We start from the raw sequence: 20,074 nt of genomic DNA, 5'->3' as shown, positions 1-20,074 counted from the left end.
CAGGGAGAACGCTGAGCATTCCCTTTTTCTTGAAGAAGGAGACGTGTTGGATTATGGAGAGGGAGACAACAGGAAGTAATGCCGAGTATTCTCTTGAAGGGCATCAGGGAGGTCGTGATCTTGCGTGGCACCCTGGGGTGACGGGGGGGACAGATGGAACCGCTTCGCGGCGGGCTGACATCTCCGCAAATCGGCGCTTGCGGTTGTGGTACGATTCCCCGGCAGTGGAGTGGAATGAAGCTTTGCCGATCGGGAACGGTCGCCTGGGAGGCATGGTCTTTGGCAAGCCTTCGCTTGAGCGCGTGCAGCTAAATGAAGATTCTCTCTGGTATGGAGGTCCGGGGAGGGGAGCCAATCCTGACGCCTCCGGGTATTTGAGCGAGATCAGGCAGATGCTCTTCGATGGGCGCCAAGCCGAGGCCGAGCATTTAGCCCGAATGGCGATGACGTCCTCCCCGAAATACGAGCAGCCGTACCAGCCTCTGGGCGATCTGCTGCTCAAATTCCTGGACGGGGAGGAAACGGTGGAGCATTATGAACGAGAGCTGGATGTGGAGCGGTCGATGGTGACCGTATCCTATTCGTCCCGGGGCATCCGATTTCGCAGGCAGTATTTTGCCAGTGCGCCGGATGGCGTGCTGGTCATTCGCCTGTCTGCCGACAGGCCGGGGGCGCTGACGTTTGCGGCGAACCTGATGCGCCGTCCTTTTGATGGGGGGACGGTATCATTGCGTCATGACACCTTGCTGATGGAGGGAGAGTGCGGTGCGGACGGCATTTCCTTTGGCTTGGCGCTGCGCGCTGCCGCTGTGGGAGGAGCCGTTCGAACCATCGGTGACTTTCTCTCGGTAGAAGGGGCGGATTCCGTAACGCTGCTGCTATCAGCCCAGACGACCTTTCGATGCCGGCAGCCGGCACAGGTCTGTCTGGAACAGCTGGATCGTGCAGCAGGCATGTCGTACGAGCAGCTGGTAAACCGTCATCAGGCGGAATATCGGGAGAAGTTTGAACGGTTCTCCCTTACGCTCGGCACTGGCAAGAACGGAGCGAGCCGGACGGAATGTTCCGATAGTGGAACTGCCTTTTCGAATGGGACGGAGGTAATCCGCGCTTCAGATCGAGTCGAATATCCTAATGGAACAGAAGACGACCAGCCGTCCCTGCCCACCGATCGGCGGCTGAATTTGCTGAAGGCTAGAGTGAAGACGGAAGGTGCTTCCGCGGAAAATAGCGACCCCGAATTGATCGCGTTATACGTGCAGTTCGGGCGATACCTGCTCATCTCCTGTTCCAGGCCCGGATCTCTTGCTGCGAACCTGCAAGGCATATGGAATGACAGTTTCACCCCGCCTTGGGAGTCCAAGTATACGATCAATGTGAACATTCAGATGAACTATTGGCCGGCAGAGCTGTTGGGCTTGGCGGAGTGCCACGAGCCGTTGTTCGACCTGATTGACCGGATGCTCCCGAATGGCCGCGATACGGCTCGGGAGATGTATGGCTGCCGCGGCTTCGCGGCGCATCATAATACGAATCTTTGGGGAGAAACCCGGCCTGAAGGGATATTAATGACCTGTACCGTATGGCCGATGGGAGCCGCTTGGCTGTGCCTTCATCTGTGGGAGCATTACCGATTTGGCGGCGATGCGGATTTCCTACGGGAGCGGGCGTATCCGGTCATGAAGGAAGCGGCAGAATTCCTGCTGGATTATATGACCGTGGATGAGGTAGGGAGACGGATGACCGGCCCCTCCGTGTCGCCGGAAAACCGATTCGTGCTTCCGAACGGAGCCGTCGGCAGCCTCTGCATGGGGCCCGCCATGGACGGGCAGATTGCGACGGCTTTATTCCGTGCCTGCCTGGAGGCCGGCCATCTCGTCGGAGATGAGTCTGCCTTCTTAGGGGAGCTTCAAACGGCGCTGGAGGAAATTCCGGCACCGCAGATTGGACGCCATGGAGGGATCATGGAATGGCTGAACGATTACGAGGAGGCCGATCCCGGGCACCGGCATATCTCGCAGTTGTTCGCCCTGTATCCGGGAGAGCAGATTGATCCTGACCGATCGACTGAGCTTGCCGAGGCGGCTTACAAGACCTTGGAGCGGCGGCTTGCTCATGGCGGCGGCCACACGGGCTGGAGCCGCGCTTGGATCATCAATTACTACGCCAGGCTGCAGCGCGGAGCGGAAGCGCACGAGCATCTCGTGAATTTGCTGGCTTCCTCGACTTATCCGAACTTGCTGGATTGCCACCCGCCTTTTCAAATCGATGGCAATTTCGGCGGGATTGCCGGCGTTGCCGAAATGCTGCTGCAGTCGCATATGGATGAGTTAAGGCTGCTCCCCGCCCTGCCCCCGCAATGGAATAGCGGCGAGGTGAAGGGGCTTCGGGCCCGCGGCGGCTTTGTTGTCGACATGCGCTGGGAGGAAGGCGAGCTGACCGAGGTGAAGATCCGCGCTGATAGAGCCGGCGAGTGCAGGATTTGGTCCCGTGCGGCACTTGTCCTTATAGAGGAGAAACAGCTGGGAGAGGTAACTCTGATGAGTACCACGATATCCCGCAGAGGCCATGGCTGCTCCATACGGATGCAGCAGGGGGCTAGCTGCAGCTTGGAGCGCCCTGTCGGGGAGACCTATAGAACGGTTGAAGAATAAAATGACTGGCGTACCTCGATAAACGTGAAAGCAACCCACTCCTAAGGTTGGCGCCTACGTGGGTTGCTTTCTCATTCCTGACTCGATCTTGGAGGGATAAAGCGTCGATTACACACCAATTATACCTTATGATGCTTGCTGCCATTGTGCCCTCAAGGCTACACTAATATCATCATGAAACAGACAACGATGGATGAAAGGAGCGATAGCCTTGAAGCATGGAAGCGGCAAGACCTCATTGGCGACATTTGCAGGAGGTTGTTTCTGGTGCATGGTGAAGCCGTTTGACGAGCTGCCCGGCATCCTTTCTCTGGTTTCCGGCTACACGGGCGGCCATACGGAGAATCCGACCTACGAAGAAGTAGGAACGGAAACGACGGGGCATTACGAAGCCGTGCAAATCCGGTTTAATCCGGATGTGTTTCCGTACTCACGGCTGCTGGACATCTATTGGCGTTTGATTGATCCAACGGATGCGGAAGGCCAGTTCATGGACCGCGGGGCGTCTTACCGGTCGGCGATTTTCGTGCATGACGAAGCGCAGCGCGAGCAGGCGGAAGCCTCCAAGCGCAGCCTGCAGCTTAGCGGCCGGTTCAAGGGGAAGATCGTGACGCCGATCCTGCCGGCGGGTCCCTTTTATCCCGCGGAGGATGTCCATCAGAACTACTATAATACCCACCGGTATGACTATAACCGGTATTATGAGGGTTCTGGCCGGGATTCTTTTGCGAAGCAGCATTGGAGCCGCAAAGAGGATCAGGATGAGCTGCGCAGGCGTCTTACCGCGATCCAATACGCGGTGACGCAAGAAGGCTTGGACGAGCCTGCCTACGATAATCCGTATTGGAATCACGCAAGCCGGGGAATTTACGCGGACGTGGTGAACGGCGACCCTCTATTCAGCTCGACCGATCAATATGATGCGGGTACGGGATTGCCGGCTTTTAGGAAGCCGCTGCACGAAGGATATATCAGCAAAAAGGGGGATCTCCGCGGCGGCAAGGTACGCACCGCGCTCTACGGCAGATTGTCCGGCTCTTACCTGGGACATCTGTATCATGACGGGCCCCAGCCTGGCGGCCTGCATTATCAGGTAAACTCCGCGGCGCTGCGGTTTATACCGGAGGAAGCGCTGCTCCGGGAAGGTTACGGTGAATTCGCCGGGCTGTTTGAGTAGGGAACGGGTGGAGGTCATCTTATGATAATCAAACTGCTGTACCTTGTAGTGAATTTGTTTTTTCTGGCAGGGATACTGCTCTCCCCGTATAGCACAGCTTCCAAAGTGTTGATGTATATCGTCATGAGCCTGATTCTGGCGTTCGCATTCAAAAGATTATCTAAGGAAGAAGGCGGGGGAGAAGGATAGTGCCGTAAACTTCACCTATACCCGTTCTCTCCCACCCGCATCGCTGGCGCCTCCGTTAGAATAGGATTGGGCAAGACCAATTCTTGCGTCCATGTGCGGAAAGGGGTGACGTTGTTGAATACGATTCATATTCACAATGGGATACAGATGAGAGGGCTTGTTACTTAGGATAAGTCGAGGTTTAAGTCCTCTCACGCTGTAGCGGGAGGAAAAAGAGCAAATGATGAAGTTAACGACGATGGTTCGCGGGCTTGCTGGTGACAAGGCCGCCCGCGAGCTGATCCGCAATTGGGAGTTTGACGAGGGAACGCTGAAGTTTTGGCGGGCCAGCTCCAACTTCGTGTATATGTTTAACCGCGATGGAGAGCGTTATTTCCTCCGGTTTAATTTTGAGGAAGAAAGCACGGCCCAGCAGCTGACGGCCGAGCTGGAATTCATGCAGTATTTGCTTAAGCACGAGTACCCTTGCGTCGCGCCGATTTCTTCGGTGAACGGGAAATGGATCGAGACGATTCAGGTACCAGAGGGGCAGTATCACGGCGTCGTGTTCAGCGCCGCCGGAGGGATTGCATTCCATGGCACTCCCTCCGCGTCCCAATGCAGGGACTGGGGGAAATCGCTCGCAAGGCTGCATACGCTGTCCAGCCGATATGAACCTGGAGCCGTAAGGCGAAGAAGCGTGGAGGACATCCTGCGTTTGATCGATCAGGTGCTGCGGCGGCATCCCGGGGAGCAGGATGCTATGGATGAGCTTCATCGGGTTAGTCTATGGCTGCAGTTCCTGCCCGCGTCGAGACAGACGTACGGCTTGATCCACTATGACTTCCAGCTGGATAACATCTTTTATGAAGCGAAGGAACGTTCATTCCACGTGATCGATTTCGACGATGCTATGTACCATTGGTTTGGGGTGGATATCGCCACGGCTCTTGCCGATACCGAGTCGGAGCATGACAAGCAGGCATTTCTGAAAGGTTATCGCTCAATCCGAAGTCTGGATCACGAGCTGGAGGCAGAGTTTTCAAAATTTCAAAGATTTAGCCGTCTGTACGGTTTTGCCAGCGTGCTGCGTTCCCTGGAGGACAGCGAGTTGGCCGATGTCCCCTCTTGGTATGAGGGGTTGCGCACGAAGCTGCTGCGCGATTGCGAGCAGGATAGACAGGGGTTCAGGGAACCGTGGTAACCGCACGAGCCATGACGCGCAGCTTGGATGCTGGTTGCTAGCAACCGGACGGCTTTAGTGGGCTAATCGAACCAGGAAAACCACATCGGGCACGATGTGGTTTTTTGTCGCGGCTTCAAGGCGGCATCAGCCGAAATCATCCCCATGGATGACATCGGGCAAGCAGCGAGCGGGCGGAAGCGAAAAAAATCCCTTCAATTTTATATAAATTGTCGAGAAATGGTAAATATTGCTTTGTTCGCCGTTCAGGCATTTGCTATGATTTTCGTACTAGGCACAAAGAATTAGAGGAATGGAGTTGAAACGATGAATCGAAAAATGATTTTATCCACGGCCGCGTCTCTTCTGGTCGGGGTAGTGGCAGGCACGGGCATCATGATGAACGACCAGGCTTACCAGTCGGTCAAGCAGGCCGTAGGAGGAAGCGCAACGAACAATGCCATTGGCGGGATCGGTAACGTCGCACAGATCGATCTGTCCAGCATGGATATTGAGAGCGCATTGATGGTCGTACAGCAGCAGCGGACGCAGATGCTGGATGCCCAGCTTAACAACCAGATTCAGGACGTGCAGAAGCGGAACGAGGAAATCGCCAAGAAGAACGACGCCATGGCAGGCATTAACAGCGCCTTAACCGGAGAAGCAGTGGACGGCAAATATTCGATACCGGACGATCTTGCCGGCAAGCTGGCAGCGGAAGGCATCGCAGATGCATCCAAGAAGGAATATACGGCCGAAGAGCTCAATCAAGCCACGGAGAAGCTGAAGGGATCGATCGATAGTCTATCGAACTCCCAGCAAATGGACATGCTTCGCCTGCAGTCGATGACCAACAAGCGCAATGAAGCTTTTGACGTCATGACGAATTTTATTAAGAAAATGGAAGAATCACGCAGCAGCATCATCGGAAATATGCGATAATAGAGTCGTACATAATGAATAGAGAGGAATCTGCCGTTGGGCGGATTCTTTTCGTCTATGGAGAGAATGCAGATGACGACGAAGGCGATGGAGTTTTTGCGTAATCATACGCTGTTTCGCGGGGTGCCGCTGCATGAATTGGAAGGTGCCGTCCAGTCCATGCATGAGGAGTTGTTTCATGACGGGGATCCGTTGATCGTAGAGGGAAGCTACGGCAATTCCTGTTATTTTATCATGAGCGGGCAGGTTCAGATCGTTTCGAGGAATCTGATCGGCCACACGGTGACGCTGGACGTTCTGGGCGAAGGTGCATTGATCGGGGAGGTCTCCCTGTTTCTAGAGGAAAAAAGGACTTCGGGTGCCCAGGCGATCGGCGAGGTAACGGCATTGCGGCTGGAGCAGAACGCGTTCAGCCGGCTTGCCGCGGCAAGCCCGATGTTTCACGAGAGCCTGTCGTTCTCGGCCCGAATCCGCACGATGCATGCGATGCTGAGCAAGGCGACGATCTGGGCCGCGATTCCGAACGCGGAGCTGCGCGGTCTTGCCGAGGTCACGGTCAGGCGGAAAGTATACAAAGGGGACGTCATTGTCGCGGAAGGCACGATGGCTGACCGTTTCTATATGATTGCCGAAGGACGGTTCGAAGTGCGCAGCGGGCGCCGAAAGAAGGCGGTCTATAAGCCCGGGGATTATTTCGGCGAGATGGACCTGCTCAGCGGCGAAGCCCATACGGGCACGGTGACGGCGCTTGAGAACGGCGAGCTGATGGTGATGGGCCGGGACGAGTTTCATTTTGTCCTGCAGCAGTACGAACCGGTCAGGCGGCAATTTCATGAGGTGCTGCGGATTCGCAGGCCCGAACTTCTCAATGAAGAGGTATCGGCGAAGCTGCAATTCACGGAGGCGGAGCAGGTGCCGGAAGCTGCAGTCGAGGCTGCCGCGACCCTGGAAGCCGTCATTCCGGCCCCTCCCAAAAAAGATCGCTGGATGGATGTGCTGCTGGCGCTCGGCGGCATTTTCGTTGCGTTCACGGGGCTAGCCATTTGGCTGAAACAGCCGGTTTGGATATATGCCGCTTTGATATCCGGCGGATTCGTTGGACCGGTTTCGTTTGTTGCTTATATGCGCAGCTCCCAGCTGCTCGGATTCAAGCCCATTCGGCTGGCAGCCGTATTCGCGGCTTCCGGCATCATCGCCGTGCCGGTTGCGTGGGTGCTGGAACGCTTCTGGTCCGTCGGCAGCGGCCTGGAGACAACGACCATTGAGCATGTGCAGGCATCGCTTCTGATCGGCGTTATCGAAGAAATTGCCAAGCTGCTCGTATGCTTCTTCTTCCTCCGCGGCCGCAAGCAGCGTTTCCTGATGGATGCCGTAGTATTCGGAGCTGCGGCAGGCATGGGCTTTGCTGCTGTTGAGAGCATCCTGTACGGCTTCATGTATCTGCAGCAGCATGCGACTTCGGGGATGCTGGCAGTGCTGTGGGTCCGGGCTCTGCTGTCCCCGTTCGGGCACGGCACCTGGACGGCCATTGCGGCAGCCGGACTGTGGTATGGCCTGGGGAGATCCGCTGAACGGGGCTCGACCGCGCATCGGCTCCTGAGGATGGCTGCCCTGCTGCTGATCAGCATTCTGCTGCATGCGGCTTGGGACTATCCTTATGCGGCGGGCTTGTGGAAAATGGTCGGCATGGTCATGGTCGGGGGCATCGGCATTGCGCTGCTCTTTTCGCTCATTCGGCAAGGCACGAAGGAGGAAAGGGCGATGCATCGGGCCGTCAATCCGGCCCAGCAGGTAGAGGAACGGCTCCGGCAAGCGGTCGGGTCCGATTCGAAGCGCGGCGGTTCCGAAGGACCGGGCACCGCCCCGCCGTCTTTAACCTGCGAGGGTTGCGGCACCGTGTCGCCTGCAGGGACGCGCTACTGCGGCCGCTGCGGTCAAGCATTGCAGTTATAATACGAAAAGGGTTAGGCAGAGGGCTTGATAGCCCGAACTGCCTAACCCTTTTTTCATAACCGTCAACCATATAAATACGACTTCACATCCCGGCCGATGTAGGCTCTCCATATAATCAGATTGTAAGGATCGTCCCAGTCGATGTTCTGCGGCTCCTCGAACATGCGGTGCAGGCGGTTGTTGTTGAAGATGATCGAGCCGCGCTGATCGAAAGCCACCCCGTCCACCCACAGCATTCGGTCATCGGACAGCAGCTTGTGAAATGAGCGCGTGCAGGGCGAATAATAACCGATGCCTTTGCCTTCCAGCATGGTGTAGAAGACATGGCCTTGATTGTCGGCATGCATGCCGTCGGTCGTCGTTCCTTTGCTCCCCAGAGCTTGAACGGCATTTCGAATGAGCGGATCGGGGGTATCGAAATTACGCAGCAGCCCCGTATCGATCGCATACAGATTGCGTCCGGTTACCTGGCAGTAGAAGAGCGTTTCGCGATCAACCGCCAGGGCGATGCCGTCCGCGCCGATCCGGACCGGCTTGTTGCGGTAGACCGGCTCCGTATCGATCTCGAACCGGAACCTTGGCACGTCCTGCGTGCTGTAATGGCTGTCCAGGACCCGGCGGAATCTCTTCGTTCTCATATTGTAGACGATGATGCCGCCGTATACCTCGTGATCGGGCCAGCCGGAGCCCGAATCGGTGATATAGGCGTAACCGTTCCGGTTATCCACCACGATATCGTTAAGGAACGACGTCCGGGGCGGTGCAATATCATCCGGGATGACGATGGAGTCGATCAGGCGGTTTGCCCTCAGGTCCCAGATGACCAGCTTTTGGGAGCCTTCGGGCGAGGTGTTATATGCGATTTTTCCTTGATCCAGAATCCACATCCGGTTATGTTCATCGATCTCGTAACCCAGGACGGATTGCAGCACTCGCACATCTCCCGGCGTATTCCACTCCCAGCTTGGAAAAGCATTCAGCACCGGCTTGTCGTTCACCATCACGATGGTGTTCAGCGTGGCGGGAACGCCTTCCGCCCAACGCGGAACCGAAACATAGAACCGCCCCTGTCGGTCCACTTTGACGCCTGCAGGCATGCAGTGCTTCCAGTATTGATGCAGCTCGAATCGCTGCTTCATCGCAGCATTCGGAAAGTTCCAGTCCAAGCGGTTCCAGTGGAACAGCATTTGGTAAGGACTTGTTGGGTGATGAGCTTTCCTTGCATGGGGAAGGGCAGTCTGCTGCTGCATCCCCATAGGATGATAGGGTATATACATTTTGGCAAGACCTCCGGTAACGTGTTCGGTTCACCCGAAACGGGCAGCGCCTTCCTTACGAGCTTATTCCTCTGAGTTCGTTATATGCCCAGAGGGTCGGATTGGCGCTGCTTAAATCATCGGAGAGGTCTTGTTGTGTGTTTCGTTACACTTGCAGAACCTTAATCAGATTCGTGTTGCCGGATTGACCGATCGGCACGCCGGCAGACAATACGATAATGTCGCCTTTTTCGATGTAGCCTGTCTTGATGGCGTTGCGGGTCGCGGACTCGAACATTTCGTCCGTTGTGGTAACCTTGTCGCCTTTTACCGGGATGACGCCGGAGAGCAGGCAGATTTTGGCCAGCACTTCTTCATGCTGCGTGACGGCGATGATCGGTGCTTCCGGACGATATTTCGAAATCATCCGCGCCGTAAATCCGCTCTCCGTTGACGTAATGATAGCTTTGGCATTCAGCACGAGGGAAGAGCTGACCGCGCCTTGGCTGATGACCTCGGTAATATCGGCTACTTGTTGTCTGGATTTGAAAGCGAACTGGTCCTTATAATCGATCATCGTCTCGGCCCGGCGGGCGACTGCCGCCATCGTACGCACGGATTCCACCGGATATTTGCCTGCGGCGGATTCCCCGGACAGCATGACCACGTCAGCGCCCTGGATCACGGCGTTAGCCACGTCGCTCACCTCAGAGCGGGTAGGGCGGGGATTGACCTGCATCGATTCCAGCATATGCGTTGCCACGATAACCGGCTTGCCTGCCAGATTGCATTTATCGATCATTTCTTTCTGCATCATCGGCACTTCTTCGATTGGCACTTCGACGCCAAGGTCGCCGCGGGCAACCATGATTCCGTCGGAGGCTTCAATGATGTCGTCCAGGTTCTCCATGCCCTCTCCGTTTTCGATCTTGGAGATGATCTGCACATGCTCCGCGCCGCGTTCCTTCAGGATGCTGCGGATTTCGCGGATGTTGTCGCCATGGCGCACGAAAGATGCGGCAATGATCTCAATGTCGTTGTCCAGTCCGAATCCGATATGCATGACGTCACGCTCGGTGACGCCGGGCAGCGTCGTTTTGATGCCAGGTAGGTTGACGCCTTTGCGCGGTTTGAGCACGCCGCCGCTGACGATTTTGCAAAGAATGTCCGGTCCGTCGACGCGAATGACGTTCAGGTCTACGAGGCCGTCATCGATCAAGATGCGGTCTCCCGGTTTCACGACTAGATTCAGCTCGGCATAATTGACCGAGATGCGCTGGGCGTCTCCCAGAATTTCTTCGGTCGTCAGGATCAGTTCCTCACCGGGTTTCAGAAGGCAGGAAGCTTCTTTCAGCTTGCCGATCCGGACTTCGGGACCTTTAATGTCCATCATGATCGGGACATACGTGTTTAATTCGGATGCGGCCTGGCGAACATTCCGAATCCGGGTCACGTGATCCTCCGGCTCGCCATGTGCCATATTCAATCGGGCGACCGTCATTCCCTCCTGAATCATGTTTTTCAACAGCTCGATGGAATCGCATGCCGGCCCCATCGTACAGATGATTTTTGTCTTAAGCATGGTTGGTTGTTCCTCCTTAGTATTTGCACCCTGCGGCATTTTGCAGCACTCGGGCTTCTTGAAATGTAAAGCTCATGAACTACCCTAATGATCACATTGTAGCCTGTCTTGTCGAATCATGATATGAACTATAGTACAATGAATGGATTATAGTAACGCAAATGAGGTGGGATTATGGTCACTCCGGTTGAAGTTCGGCAAATTAGCGGCGTCGATTGGTATGAGGAAGCAGACCATGGGAAGAGCGCATGGCGGCTAAGCGTGGCGACCTATGGAAAATGCGTATATTGGGTGAATGGAGATAAGCAGATTATGGAGAAGGGGGAACTGCTGCTTATTCCGGCCGGCGTTCCGTATTACGGCAAAAGCATCCCTACCGTGACGCACACGCAAATGGTCGTTCAATGGACGGGAGAGCCGCCCACGGCTTTATCCGCGCTTGAACGGGAAGAAGCGTTGAAGCATAAGCCGGGCTGTTACGAATTGATCCACGAACGTTTGAAGGCGATCCACCAGCAGTGGCGGGAGCGCCCATCTTATTATGCGATGATGATAGATGCATTATTGACAGAAGTGTTGATTTATATCAGCCGAGAGCTGGATCGGGGCGTTATCACGCCCGAGAAGCACTTGCATGCGGAACGGATGAAATCTTACATTGAGCGGCATTACCGGGAGAGAATAACGAAAGAGGAGCTGGGCGATGCCATCGACAAAACGCCCAATTACGCAGCGGCGCTCTTCAAGAGCGTCACGGGACAGACGATCAGCCAGTACGTGCACGCCCAGCGGATGAAGCGGGCAGCCTATCTGTTGACGGAATCGCAGCTGACGGTACAGGAGATTGCGGTATTTCTCGGCTATCAGGACCTCTCCTACTTCTATAGAATCTATAAGCGGTTCACAGGCAGTGCTCCGTCGGAGCTGCTGCATGAGCGTCCGCGGACGGTCTAGCCGAAAAAAAAGAGGGCATACGCCCTCTTTCGTTTGCTTGCTGGTTTTATTCAGCGGCATCGCTTTCGAACAAATCCTTCACGTACTGCCGCAATTTGTTTTTATCCACGCCGAGCACCTGGGCTCGTCCGACCTTCTCGTTGGTTAGCAGCGAGAACGGCGGGATCTGCTGCTGATCGACTTTGTCCAGGTTCACGTCAAACCCGAGCGCCATCAGCTTCAGCATTTCCTTCGGGCTTAAGTCCGTCTCGATATAAGGCGCGATCGAATCCAGGATGCCGGGCAGCTTGATGAGCGAGCTCGTGGTCTGCATTTTCTTGGCGACTTCCGTCATGAGAATCCGTTGTCTTTCGGTACGGGCAAAGTCGGACCTCGCATCGTGCCGGAACCGGACATACTGCAGCGCCATTTTGCCGTCGAGGTGCTGCAGCCCTTGTTTTAAATCGATGTCGTACATGTGCTTGTCGGCTTTGCTTGTGTAATACATGTCTTTCTCTACTTCAATGTCGACCCCGCCGATGGCGTCGACCAGGGCGATGAATCCGACAAAATCGGTGTAAACATATTTATGTATGGGCAGGTCCAACAAATCGCTGATGGTCTGTCTGGTCAGCTCGATGCCGCCGTAAGCAAAAGCCGAATTCAGCCTTCCTTTGCCATGACCGGGGATGTCCACGTAGGTGTCCCGCAAAATTGAGAACAAATGGGCGCTTTTCGTAACGGGATCGATGGAGGCCACCAGCATGGTATCGGATCTTCCGGCATCGTCTCCCCGGGAGTCTCCTCCGATCAGAAGAATATTGACGCGTTCTTTGCCCTCCCACTTCGGAATTTCAATGACCTCTTCCTGTGCGGCCCCCGTGCTGCCCGTTGGCTTCACCGGATTCGAAGCGGTCGAGATTTGGTTTGAGAATTGTATGATAGCGTAGGTATAGTACGAGATAATCCCCAAGATTCCAACGGATAATAAGAGCATGGCGTATGTGAACCATTTCCTTTTCATCGTTTCCTATAACATCCTTTCTGTTGAACTGAGTGCATAATGGACCATTCTAGCAAATTAATGAGCAAAAATCATATTTTCTTGAGAAAAGCGATTCCGGAGATTCGAAAGATCCGGGATCCATGATCATGTTGACTCTCCTCCAAGGGGAGGCCTTAGACTGTAGATCGAAGGAGGGAACAGCATGCTGTACACGGTAAAAGAGGTTTCGGAACTGTCCGGGGTAACCATCAAGACGCTGCATCATTATCACAAAATCGGACTGCTGCAGCCTGCCGAGATCAGCGATGCGGGGTATCGCTTGTACGGCGCGGCGGAACTGGAGCGCTTGCAGCAAATCCGGTTCTACAGGGAGATGGATTTTCCGTTGGAACAAATTAAAGAGCTGATGGAGGAAACGCCGGATCGGCTCTCCATTCTCACGGAGCAGGAGAAACTGCTCCTGGCCCGGTGGAATCGGCTGGAGCGCGTTCTGCAGACGTTGAGGCAGTCCATAGAATACGTTGGGGAGGGAAAAAGCATGAAGCCGGAAGAATTGTTCAAAGGTTTTGATAGCGAAGAAGAGTGGAAGGATGCCTTGGCTGAGCAGAATCAACATTTGAAGGAGCGGTACGAGGTGGATCTGCTTGACGGAGCACCGATGGATGTTCCCAATATGAACGAGCAAGCGAAGGAAGCGGCAGGCTTTATGGCCGGCATGGCTAATGCGCTGATAACGGGAATCAGGCACGATGATGAGCGTGTTCGGGATTCGATCCACGAACATTTGCGATTTATGAACGAGCATGGCCACGCTTTTACCGCCGCCGATTTTGCCGGGCAAACGAAGTTTTTCCTGCACGATGAATTCCATCTGCGGATGCTGGAAGAGCAGCAGACGGGGCTGGCTTATTATCTGCATGCGGCTGCAGAGGCGTATGCGAATCTGACGTAAATCCTATGATGAAGCCGCGCGAGCCGCGGCTTTTGTCATTTCTGAAGATATAAGCCCAATGAACCAAGTAATGTTTAATTTTTTTCCGAAGGGTTAAATAGATGACGTAGCAGCAACAAAAAACAACTTAGGAGTGATGAACAATGGCTAACAACAACGGCAACAAAATGAGCAGAGAAGAAGCCGGACGCAAAGGCGGCGAAGCAACGGCCAAGAATCACGACAAGGAGTTTTACCAAGAAATCGGCCGTAAGGGCGGAGAGGCCACATCGGATTCCCACGATAAGGAGTTCTACGAGGGAATCGGCCGCAAAGGCGGAGAATCCCGCGGCAATCAAAACAATAACGATTAAATGAAGTCGACAATCTAAAAATAGCAAGCTTTTAACAAAGCAGCGGCGGTTCCCGTTAAACGGAATCCGCCGCTGCTTTTTTTGAGCTAACCGTCGGGTTCGGATCGTTTGCCGGACGCTGTCAGCTATCTTGAATTTAAGTCCACCTTGCCGCCCACAGCTTCATTTCCTTGCAGATGACATGCAGGTCCATGCCCTTCGGCGTTAGGGTGTATTCCACCGTAACCGGAACGGTAGGGAATACTTCGCGCTCCAGCACGCCCTGTTCTTCCAAGTGGCGAAGCGTCGTGGTCAGCGCCCGCGGGCTGACATTCGGGATTTGCCGCTGCAGCTCGCCAAATCGTTTCGTGCCTCCAAAGAGCTCCCGAATGACGAGAAAAGCCCACTTTCCCCCTAGGACCAGCAGCGTTTTTTCGATATTGCATTCGATATGTTCGGGAGTTTTCGGTATGTAACTGCTCGCTTTATTTCCCATAACCATAGGCTCCTTCCGGTATTCTATTAACTATACTACAGTATATCAGCTATCCTTCCTATAATATAGTGAAGAACATTTCACTTCTTCCGTGGGAATAGGAACTCCTTTAAAATAGTTAATGTAGCATCCAAGTTAATCTATTGAAGGAGGATTTGCCATGAAATACAGAAGATTAGGACGCACAGGTCTCAAGGTCAGTGAGGTCAGCTTGGGAAGCTGGCTTACATACGGAGGTTACGTTGAACGCGAGAATGCGGTTAACGCGATTAAAACGGCTTATGATCTGGGCATTAACTTCTTTGATACGGCGAATGTTTACGAGAAGGGCGCAGCCGAAGTATTGGTAGGCGAAACCTTGAAAGCGTATCCGCGCGAATCGTACGTGCTGGCCACGAAGGCCTTCTGGCCGATGGGCGACGGCCCGAACGATCGGGGCTTGTCCCGCAAGCATATCATGGAGCAGGCACATGCCAGCTTGAAGCGTCTTGGCCATGATTACGTGGATATTTTCTACTGCCACCGCCATGATCCGGAAACGCCGCTGGACGAGACGCTTCGCGCGATCGACGACCTTGTTCGCCAGGGCAAGGTGCTCTATGTCGGCGTCAGCGAGTGGCAGGCATCGCAAATTGCGGAGGCATTGACGGTAGCGGATCGTTTCCTCCTCGACCGCATCGTGGTCAATCAACCCATCTACAATATGTTTGAACGTTATATTGAAAAGGAAATCATTCCGCTCAGCGAGCGCTCCGGCATTGGGCAGGTTGTATTCTCCCCGCTGGCACAAGGCCTGCTGACAGGGAAATATACCTCTGCCTCCGATATTCCGGCTGACAGCCGAGCCGCGAAGCTGGAATGGATGCGCAAAGGCATTACCGAGGAGAAAATCGCGAAGGTTCGCGAGCTGGAGAAGATTGCGGCAGAGCTTGACGTGTCCGTGGGCAATCTGGCGCTTGCGTGGATTCTGCGTCAGCCGAACGTAGCCAGCGCACTGGTCGGCGCAAGCCGTCCGGAGCAGGTAACCGAGAATGCGAAGGCATCCGGTATCGAACTTTACGAAGATGTTCAGACTCGCATCGAGGAGATTCTGAAATAGGGAAGTAAATCGACTAAGAACTAAAACTTTTTCGCATGGACCCTTGGGATAAGAGAACCCGAGGGCAGTATGAAAGATTTATATAAGATGGCTTCTGACTAGGTTCAGAGGCCATCTTTTTTTGCGTGTCTCTTTGGCTAACGCCCCCCCTCTATTAGAAGACATTTTCTTGTTGAAATATACCTTCCATCATTTATAATACTCCCTAGTAATGTTATAATACTTTTTAGTATTATATTACTGAAACAGGACAAATGCATTAGGGGGAGAAGTTGCAATATGCAAAAACGAAGGCCGATAGCATCCGCGAAATGGTTGAAGGTGATGTTGTCCATTCTAATAGGTTTAGAGGTTGTATTGGGTGTGCTCGCATCTCCGAAGACGGTTAGGGCTAATCTTCCAGACGCTCAATATCTGGGGGAGGTCCGTCTATTTCCTTACCGGGATGGTCCCGAAGGGTGGATATATTGTGCAGGGCAAGTGTTAACGATAAGTCTGGAAAACTCCGCTTTGTATACTCTACTGGGCAACAACTTTGGAGGGGATGGCACCAAGACGTTTGCATTGCCTGATTTACGGGAGGAAGAACCGGTGCCGGGCATGGGATATTATATCGCTGCTGAGGGATTATATCCGAGAGACAGTGGACTGACCTCCAATACGATGCTGGGGGAGCTTCGACTCTTTCCCTACTATATGGAGATGAATGATAACTGGGTGACGACGGATGGCCGCGCTTTAAGCGATTCTGAACCTCTGTACAGTGTGTACGGTACTACATTCGGCCAAGACAGGCAGGACAGCTTTAAATTGCCGCAGATTGACCCTGTGCAGCCCAACATCCGGTATTTCGCCGCCAAGGCCGGGATCCATCCAGGCAACACTGGTGAGGTGTATGTCGGCGAGACACGCATGTTTCCTTTGGAAATCCCGGGGCTAGCATCCTATATGGCAGACGGCAAGCTTCTGAATGTTACAGCGAACAGAGCACTTTATGAGTTAATCGGCAACAAGTTTGGGGGAACTCCGAACCAAACATTTGGAGTTCCTGATCTTAGGGGCAAGCCATTGACGCAGTATTACGTATCCCATTACGGATACGTTCCAACCCTGCAGCAAGTTCAGCCTGTAAGTGTTTCCGATCAATATACAACAGCTGTCTCCACACCATTAACGGTATCGTCCCCGGGGGTGATGAGTAATGATTCCCATGTTCTTACAGCCAAAATATTGAATCTGCCTGCTCATGGAAAGATAACATTTCATAAGAATGGCTCCTTTACCTATACGCCGGATGCCGATTTTGTTGGCACAGATTCTTTTACATATATCGCTAGCAATAATAACAAGAGCGGCAGCGTAACCAGCGTTACCATCCACGTGGCAGAGCCTGAACCCCGGATAAGCGGAGTAACCGATGGAGGAATTTATAATCACGAAGTAACGCCTGTTTATACCCATGGCACGGGAACGCTGGACGGGCAGCCTTTTGCCAGCGGTACGACCATCCGCAAGGATGGCCAGTATAGACTGGTCGTCGAGTCGCCTCGCGGAAAAACGGTCAAGGCCGATTTTGAGATCGACCAAACCGCGCCTCTGGTTTCAGGCGTGGCAGATGGAGGCCAATACGATCGGGAGCTGCAAATCTTCTTCAATGAAGGGAGCGCAACGCTCAATCAGCAAGCGTTTCAAAGCGGAGACAGGGTTAACACGGAAGGGGAATTCGATCTCGTCGTAACCGACCGTGCAGGGAATAAGGCTGAGGTTCATTTCTCGATCTATTTCCCCAAAACCGTGACGTTCGACAGCAACGGGGGTTCTCCCGTGGCAGATGAGGTCGTCCCTCATCATACAACAGCAACGAAGCTCGTTGATCCGGTAAAACCCGGTTATGCCTTCGGGGGGTGGTATATGGATCGAATCTTTCAGCTTCCATTTGATTTTAAGACACCCATTCTGGCTAACCTGACGCTGTATGCCAAATGGAACGATGCGGATGCGCCTGTCGTGGTGGATCGGACTCCTCTGCATCTGGCGGATGACGTGCCGATCGGGACGAAACTTGAATTCACGTTCGATGAACCCGTAACCGCAAGCAGCGGCAAATACATATCGATTATGAGAGCGGCGGACCATCAAAAGATCGAGTCGATCGACGTAACCGATAGCTCCCGCGTCAGCGTGATCGACGAGAAGGTTGCGGTAAGTCTGACGCGACAGCTGTCGTATCTTACGCGTTATTACGTCGAAATAGAGGAGGGCGCATTTCAGGATGCAGCAGGCAACCTCTATGCAGGCATGAAGGGCCCTGGAGATTGGAGCTTTACAACGGAGGCTGGGCCTGTCGCAGCACCGTTAGCACCTGCAAATTTGACGGCTACAGCAGGAGATGGTGAGGTGACCTTACTGTGGTCCACCGTAACGGGTGCGACTTATTACGATATTTATTCCGGGACGGAGTCCGGCGTATACGGGAGCTCACCGATCGCAACGGTTACGGGTTCGACGTATTCGGCAGGGAATTTACTGAACGGAACGACTTATTATTTTGCGGTGAAAGCCGGTAACGTCGGGGGTTCCAGCGCATTTTCGGAAGAGGTGAGCGCAAGACCGGCCGGTGCCGAGATACCCGTTCCGGGCGATGCGGATTTAAGCGGATTAGCATTATCGTTTGGAACGCTTGCTCCGGCATTCAACCCTGCTGTCACCAGCTACATTAGCCATGTTGGAAACCGTATAACGGAGATCCGCATAACGCCGAGCGTTTCCGATCCTCAGGCAACGGTGACGATAAACGGTAAGGCTGTCTCCGCCGGACAGGCATCAGATTCGATCAGCCTAGCGGTAGGAAGCAACAGCATTCATCTTGTGGTTACGGCTCAGAATGGAGCTACGAAAACTTACACGGTGGATGTGACCAGAGAGGCAGCCGCTTCTCCTGAACCTGAACCCGGAAATCCTTCCAATCCGGGGACGCCGGGGGGCGGATCAGGATCTTCGGAAGGTCAAGGACCTGGCGTAAGCGGGAGTTCTCAAGCAGGTCAAGGGGCAGGCTCAGGGCAGAGCCCGTCAGGCAGCAGCCACGTCACGTCGTATTTCAATGATGTATTGCAGACCGGCTTGATATCATCGGAGATAACGAAAGAGAATGGACAGACCGTGCTGACCGTCAAGATGAACGGAGACAGGCTCCAATCGCTGCTGCCACAGGAGAAGAACAGCCGACCGATCGTCCGGCTGCGCGCCACGGAGGGGCTTGATCAAGCCGTGGTGGTTCTGGATGGCAAGTCAGCCAAAGCGCTTGAAGCAAGCGGAGCGATGATTGCATTCGAGACCTTGGCAGGCAGCGTCCGTATTCCGGTTCAAGCCATTTCTGAACAGATCGGCAGTCTTGCCGGAACGAAGGAAGGCACGATTCAACTTGGGCTAGCCGATGGCAACGCCGCGATCAGCGCAAAGCTGAAGCAGGTCGGGAACGGGAAGTATTTTGGTGAACATTATGGCTCCATAGACGTTAGCGTCGCAGCCTATGATCAAGGAAAACGGCTGAGCGGAAATACCTATTCCTCTTATGTGGAGCTGGAAGTTCCCGTGGCAGAGGGGTCAGCTGCCATCGTGACAACGGCCGTCCTGCTGGATGATCAAGGGAAGGTCTATCACGCACCAACCCGGCTGGTTACGCGGGAAGGTCGCACTTACGCCATAATAAAAGGTTTATACAACGGTACGTATGCTTTAATCAGCCACGACGAAGAATTATCGGATATGAAAGGCCATTGGGCCGAGGCGGCGGTGAACGAGATGGCGTCACGCCTTGTCGTTGGCGGCAGAGGCGCCGCCGGATTCCATCCGAATGAACCGGTAACCCGTGCGGAATTCGTCACCATGATGGTACGCTCGCTCGGTTTAACGGAGCAAGGCAATACAAGCTCGTTTCAAGATGTAACTTCCCGGGACTGGTATGTGGGGGCCGTATCGGCGGCAAGCGGGAGCGGACTCATACACGGTTATGCCGACGGGACCTTTTTGCCGAATGGCTTGATCTCCAGACAGGAGGCGATGGTTATTTTCGCAAGAGCGTTAAAGTTCGCTGAGGGTTCCCCAATGGTAGAGGCCATGGATTCGGAGGCTGTGCTGGCTGCTTTCCAAGACCGTGCCGAATTGGCAAGCTGGGCGAAGGGGGCTGCAGGCGAAGTGGTTTTCAGCGGACTCATGAGCGGTTACGATGCCAAGCTGAGACCACGGAGTGATATGACAAGGGCGGAAACGGCAACGATTCTTCTACGGATGCTATCAGCGTCGGGGATGATCGGAGATATGCCGTCTAAATAGTGGTTTTCG

At 54.1% G+C, this 20,074-nt stretch carries 14 protein-coding genes and 1 pseudogene; 11 read left to right on the top strand and 4 right to left on the bottom strand.

Annotated features, from left to right (window positions below; all coding sequences use genetic code 11):
* Positions 1 to 53 precede the first annotated feature (53 nt).
* The 6 genes from JNUCC32_RS19645 (at position 54) to JNUCC32_RS19620 (ending at position 8,077) form a co-directional block, all read left to right on the top strand.
* Positions 54 to 2,654, top strand: a complete 2,601-nt coding sequence (locus tag JNUCC32_RS19645; RefSeq protein ID WP_228468785.1) for a glycoside hydrolase family 95 protein — start codon at positions 54 to 56, stop codon at positions 2,652 to 2,654.
* Positions 2,655 to 2,865: 211 nt separating this feature from the next.
* Entirely contained in the window at positions 2,866 to 3,831 is a 966-nt protein-coding gene (gene msrA, locus JNUCC32_RS19640; protein WP_192569557.1) for a peptide-methionine (S)-S-oxide reductase MsrA, read from the top strand.
* Between the two features lie 21 nt (positions 3,832 to 3,852).
* Positions 3,853 to 4,020, top strand: coding sequence for a hypothetical protein (locus tag JNUCC32_RS19635; RefSeq protein ID WP_012819275.1), 168 nt, complete (start codon positions 3,853 to 3,855; stop codon positions 4,018 to 4,020).
* A 220-nt stretch (positions 4,021 to 4,240) separates the two neighbouring features.
* A complete protein-coding gene (locus JNUCC32_RS19630; protein WP_192569556.1) occupies positions 4,241 to 5,203 on the top strand; it encodes a phosphotransferase enzyme family protein in 963 nt (320 codons plus the stop codon).
* Between the two features lie 306 nt (positions 5,204 to 5,509).
* On the top strand, positions 5,510 to 6,124 hold the full coding sequence (locus JNUCC32_RS19625) for a hypothetical protein (protein ID WP_096775120.1): 615 nt from the start codon (positions 5,510 to 5,512) through the stop codon (positions 6,122 to 6,124).
* Between the two features lie 72 nt (positions 6,125 to 6,196).
* Positions 6,197 to 8,077 (top strand): cyclic nucleotide-binding domain-containing protein, encoded by a 1,881-nt coding sequence (locus JNUCC32_RS19620; RefSeq protein WP_192569555.1) that lies wholly within the window; start codon positions 6,197 to 6,199, stop codon positions 8,075 to 8,077.
* Between the two features lie 62 nt (positions 8,078 to 8,139).
* Here the strand turns inward: JNUCC32_RS19620 and JNUCC32_RS19615 are convergent, their stop codons facing one another.
* Together JNUCC32_RS19615 and pyk are read right to left on the bottom strand one after the other, a co-directional pair.
* Positions 8,140 to 9,354: an L-dopachrome tautomerase-related protein gene (locus JNUCC32_RS19615; protein ID WP_192569554.1), complete on the bottom strand. Its 1,215-nt coding sequence runs from the start codon at positions 9,352 to 9,354 to the stop codon at positions 8,140 to 8,142.
* A 145-nt stretch (positions 9,355 to 9,499) separates the two neighbouring features.
* Positions 9,500 to 10,915: a pyruvate kinase gene (pyk, locus tag JNUCC32_RS19610; protein ID WP_192569553.1), complete on the bottom strand. Its 1,416-nt coding sequence runs from the start codon at positions 10,913 to 10,915 to the stop codon at positions 9,500 to 9,502.
* 174 nt (positions 10,916 to 11,089) lie between these two features.
* Between pyk and JNUCC32_RS19605 the strand changes: the two genes are divergently transcribed.
* Positions 11,090 to 11,869: a helix-turn-helix transcriptional regulator gene (locus tag JNUCC32_RS19605; protein WP_192569552.1), complete on the top strand. Its 780-nt coding sequence runs from the start codon at positions 11,090 to 11,092 to the stop codon at positions 11,867 to 11,869.
* Between the two features lie 46 nt (positions 11,870 to 11,915).
* On the opposite strand, the gene JNUCC32_RS19600 is transcribed toward JNUCC32_RS19605, so the two are convergent.
* Entirely contained in the window at positions 11,916 to 12,872 is a 957-nt protein-coding gene (locus JNUCC32_RS19600; RefSeq protein ID WP_192569551.1) for an LCP family protein, read from the bottom strand.
* Between the two features lie 184 nt (positions 12,873 to 13,056).
* Here JNUCC32_RS19600 and JNUCC32_RS19595 point away from each other — a divergent pair, with 184 nt between their 5' ends.
* Together JNUCC32_RS19595 and JNUCC32_RS19590 are read left to right on the top strand one after the other, a co-directional pair.
* Positions 13,057 to 13,806 (top strand): MerR family transcriptional regulator, encoded by a 750-nt coding sequence (locus JNUCC32_RS19595; protein WP_192569550.1) that lies wholly within the window; start codon positions 13,057 to 13,059, stop codon positions 13,804 to 13,806.
* 143 nt (positions 13,807 to 13,949) lie between these two features.
* Positions 13,950 to 14,156, top strand: a pseudogene (locus tag JNUCC32_RS19590) (KGG domain-containing protein); the annotation flags it as partial.
* A gap of 139 nt (positions 14,157 to 14,295) precedes the next feature.
* On the opposite strand, the gene JNUCC32_RS19585 reads toward JNUCC32_RS19590, so the two are convergent.
* Complete coding sequence (locus JNUCC32_RS19585) at positions 14,296 to 14,634, bottom strand: winged helix-turn-helix transcriptional regulator (protein WP_009594357.1); 339 nt, start codon at positions 14,632 to 14,634, stop codon at positions 14,296 to 14,298.
* Positions 14,635 to 14,794: 160 nt separating this feature from the next.
* Here JNUCC32_RS19585 and JNUCC32_RS19580 point away from each other — a divergent pair, with 160 nt between their 5' ends.
* Positions 14,795 to 15,733 (top strand): aldo/keto reductase family protein, encoded by a 939-nt coding sequence (locus tag JNUCC32_RS19580; protein WP_192569548.1) that lies wholly within the window; start codon positions 14,795 to 14,797, stop codon positions 15,731 to 15,733.
* A gap of 279 nt (positions 15,734 to 16,012) precedes the next feature.
* Positions 16,013 to 20,065, top strand: a complete 4,053-nt coding sequence (locus tag JNUCC32_RS19575) for a tail fiber protein (protein ID WP_192569547.1) — start codon at positions 16,013 to 16,015, stop codon at positions 20,063 to 20,065.
* Positions 20,066 to 20,074: the final 9 nt, after the last annotated feature.

The organism is Paenibacillus sp. JNUCC32 (assembly GCF_014863545.1).
GTDB lineage: Bacteria > Bacillota > Bacilli > Paenibacillales > Paenibacillaceae > Paenibacillus_AQ > Paenibacillus_AQ lautus_A.
This window is presented reverse-complemented; position numbering and strand designations above follow the sequence as displayed.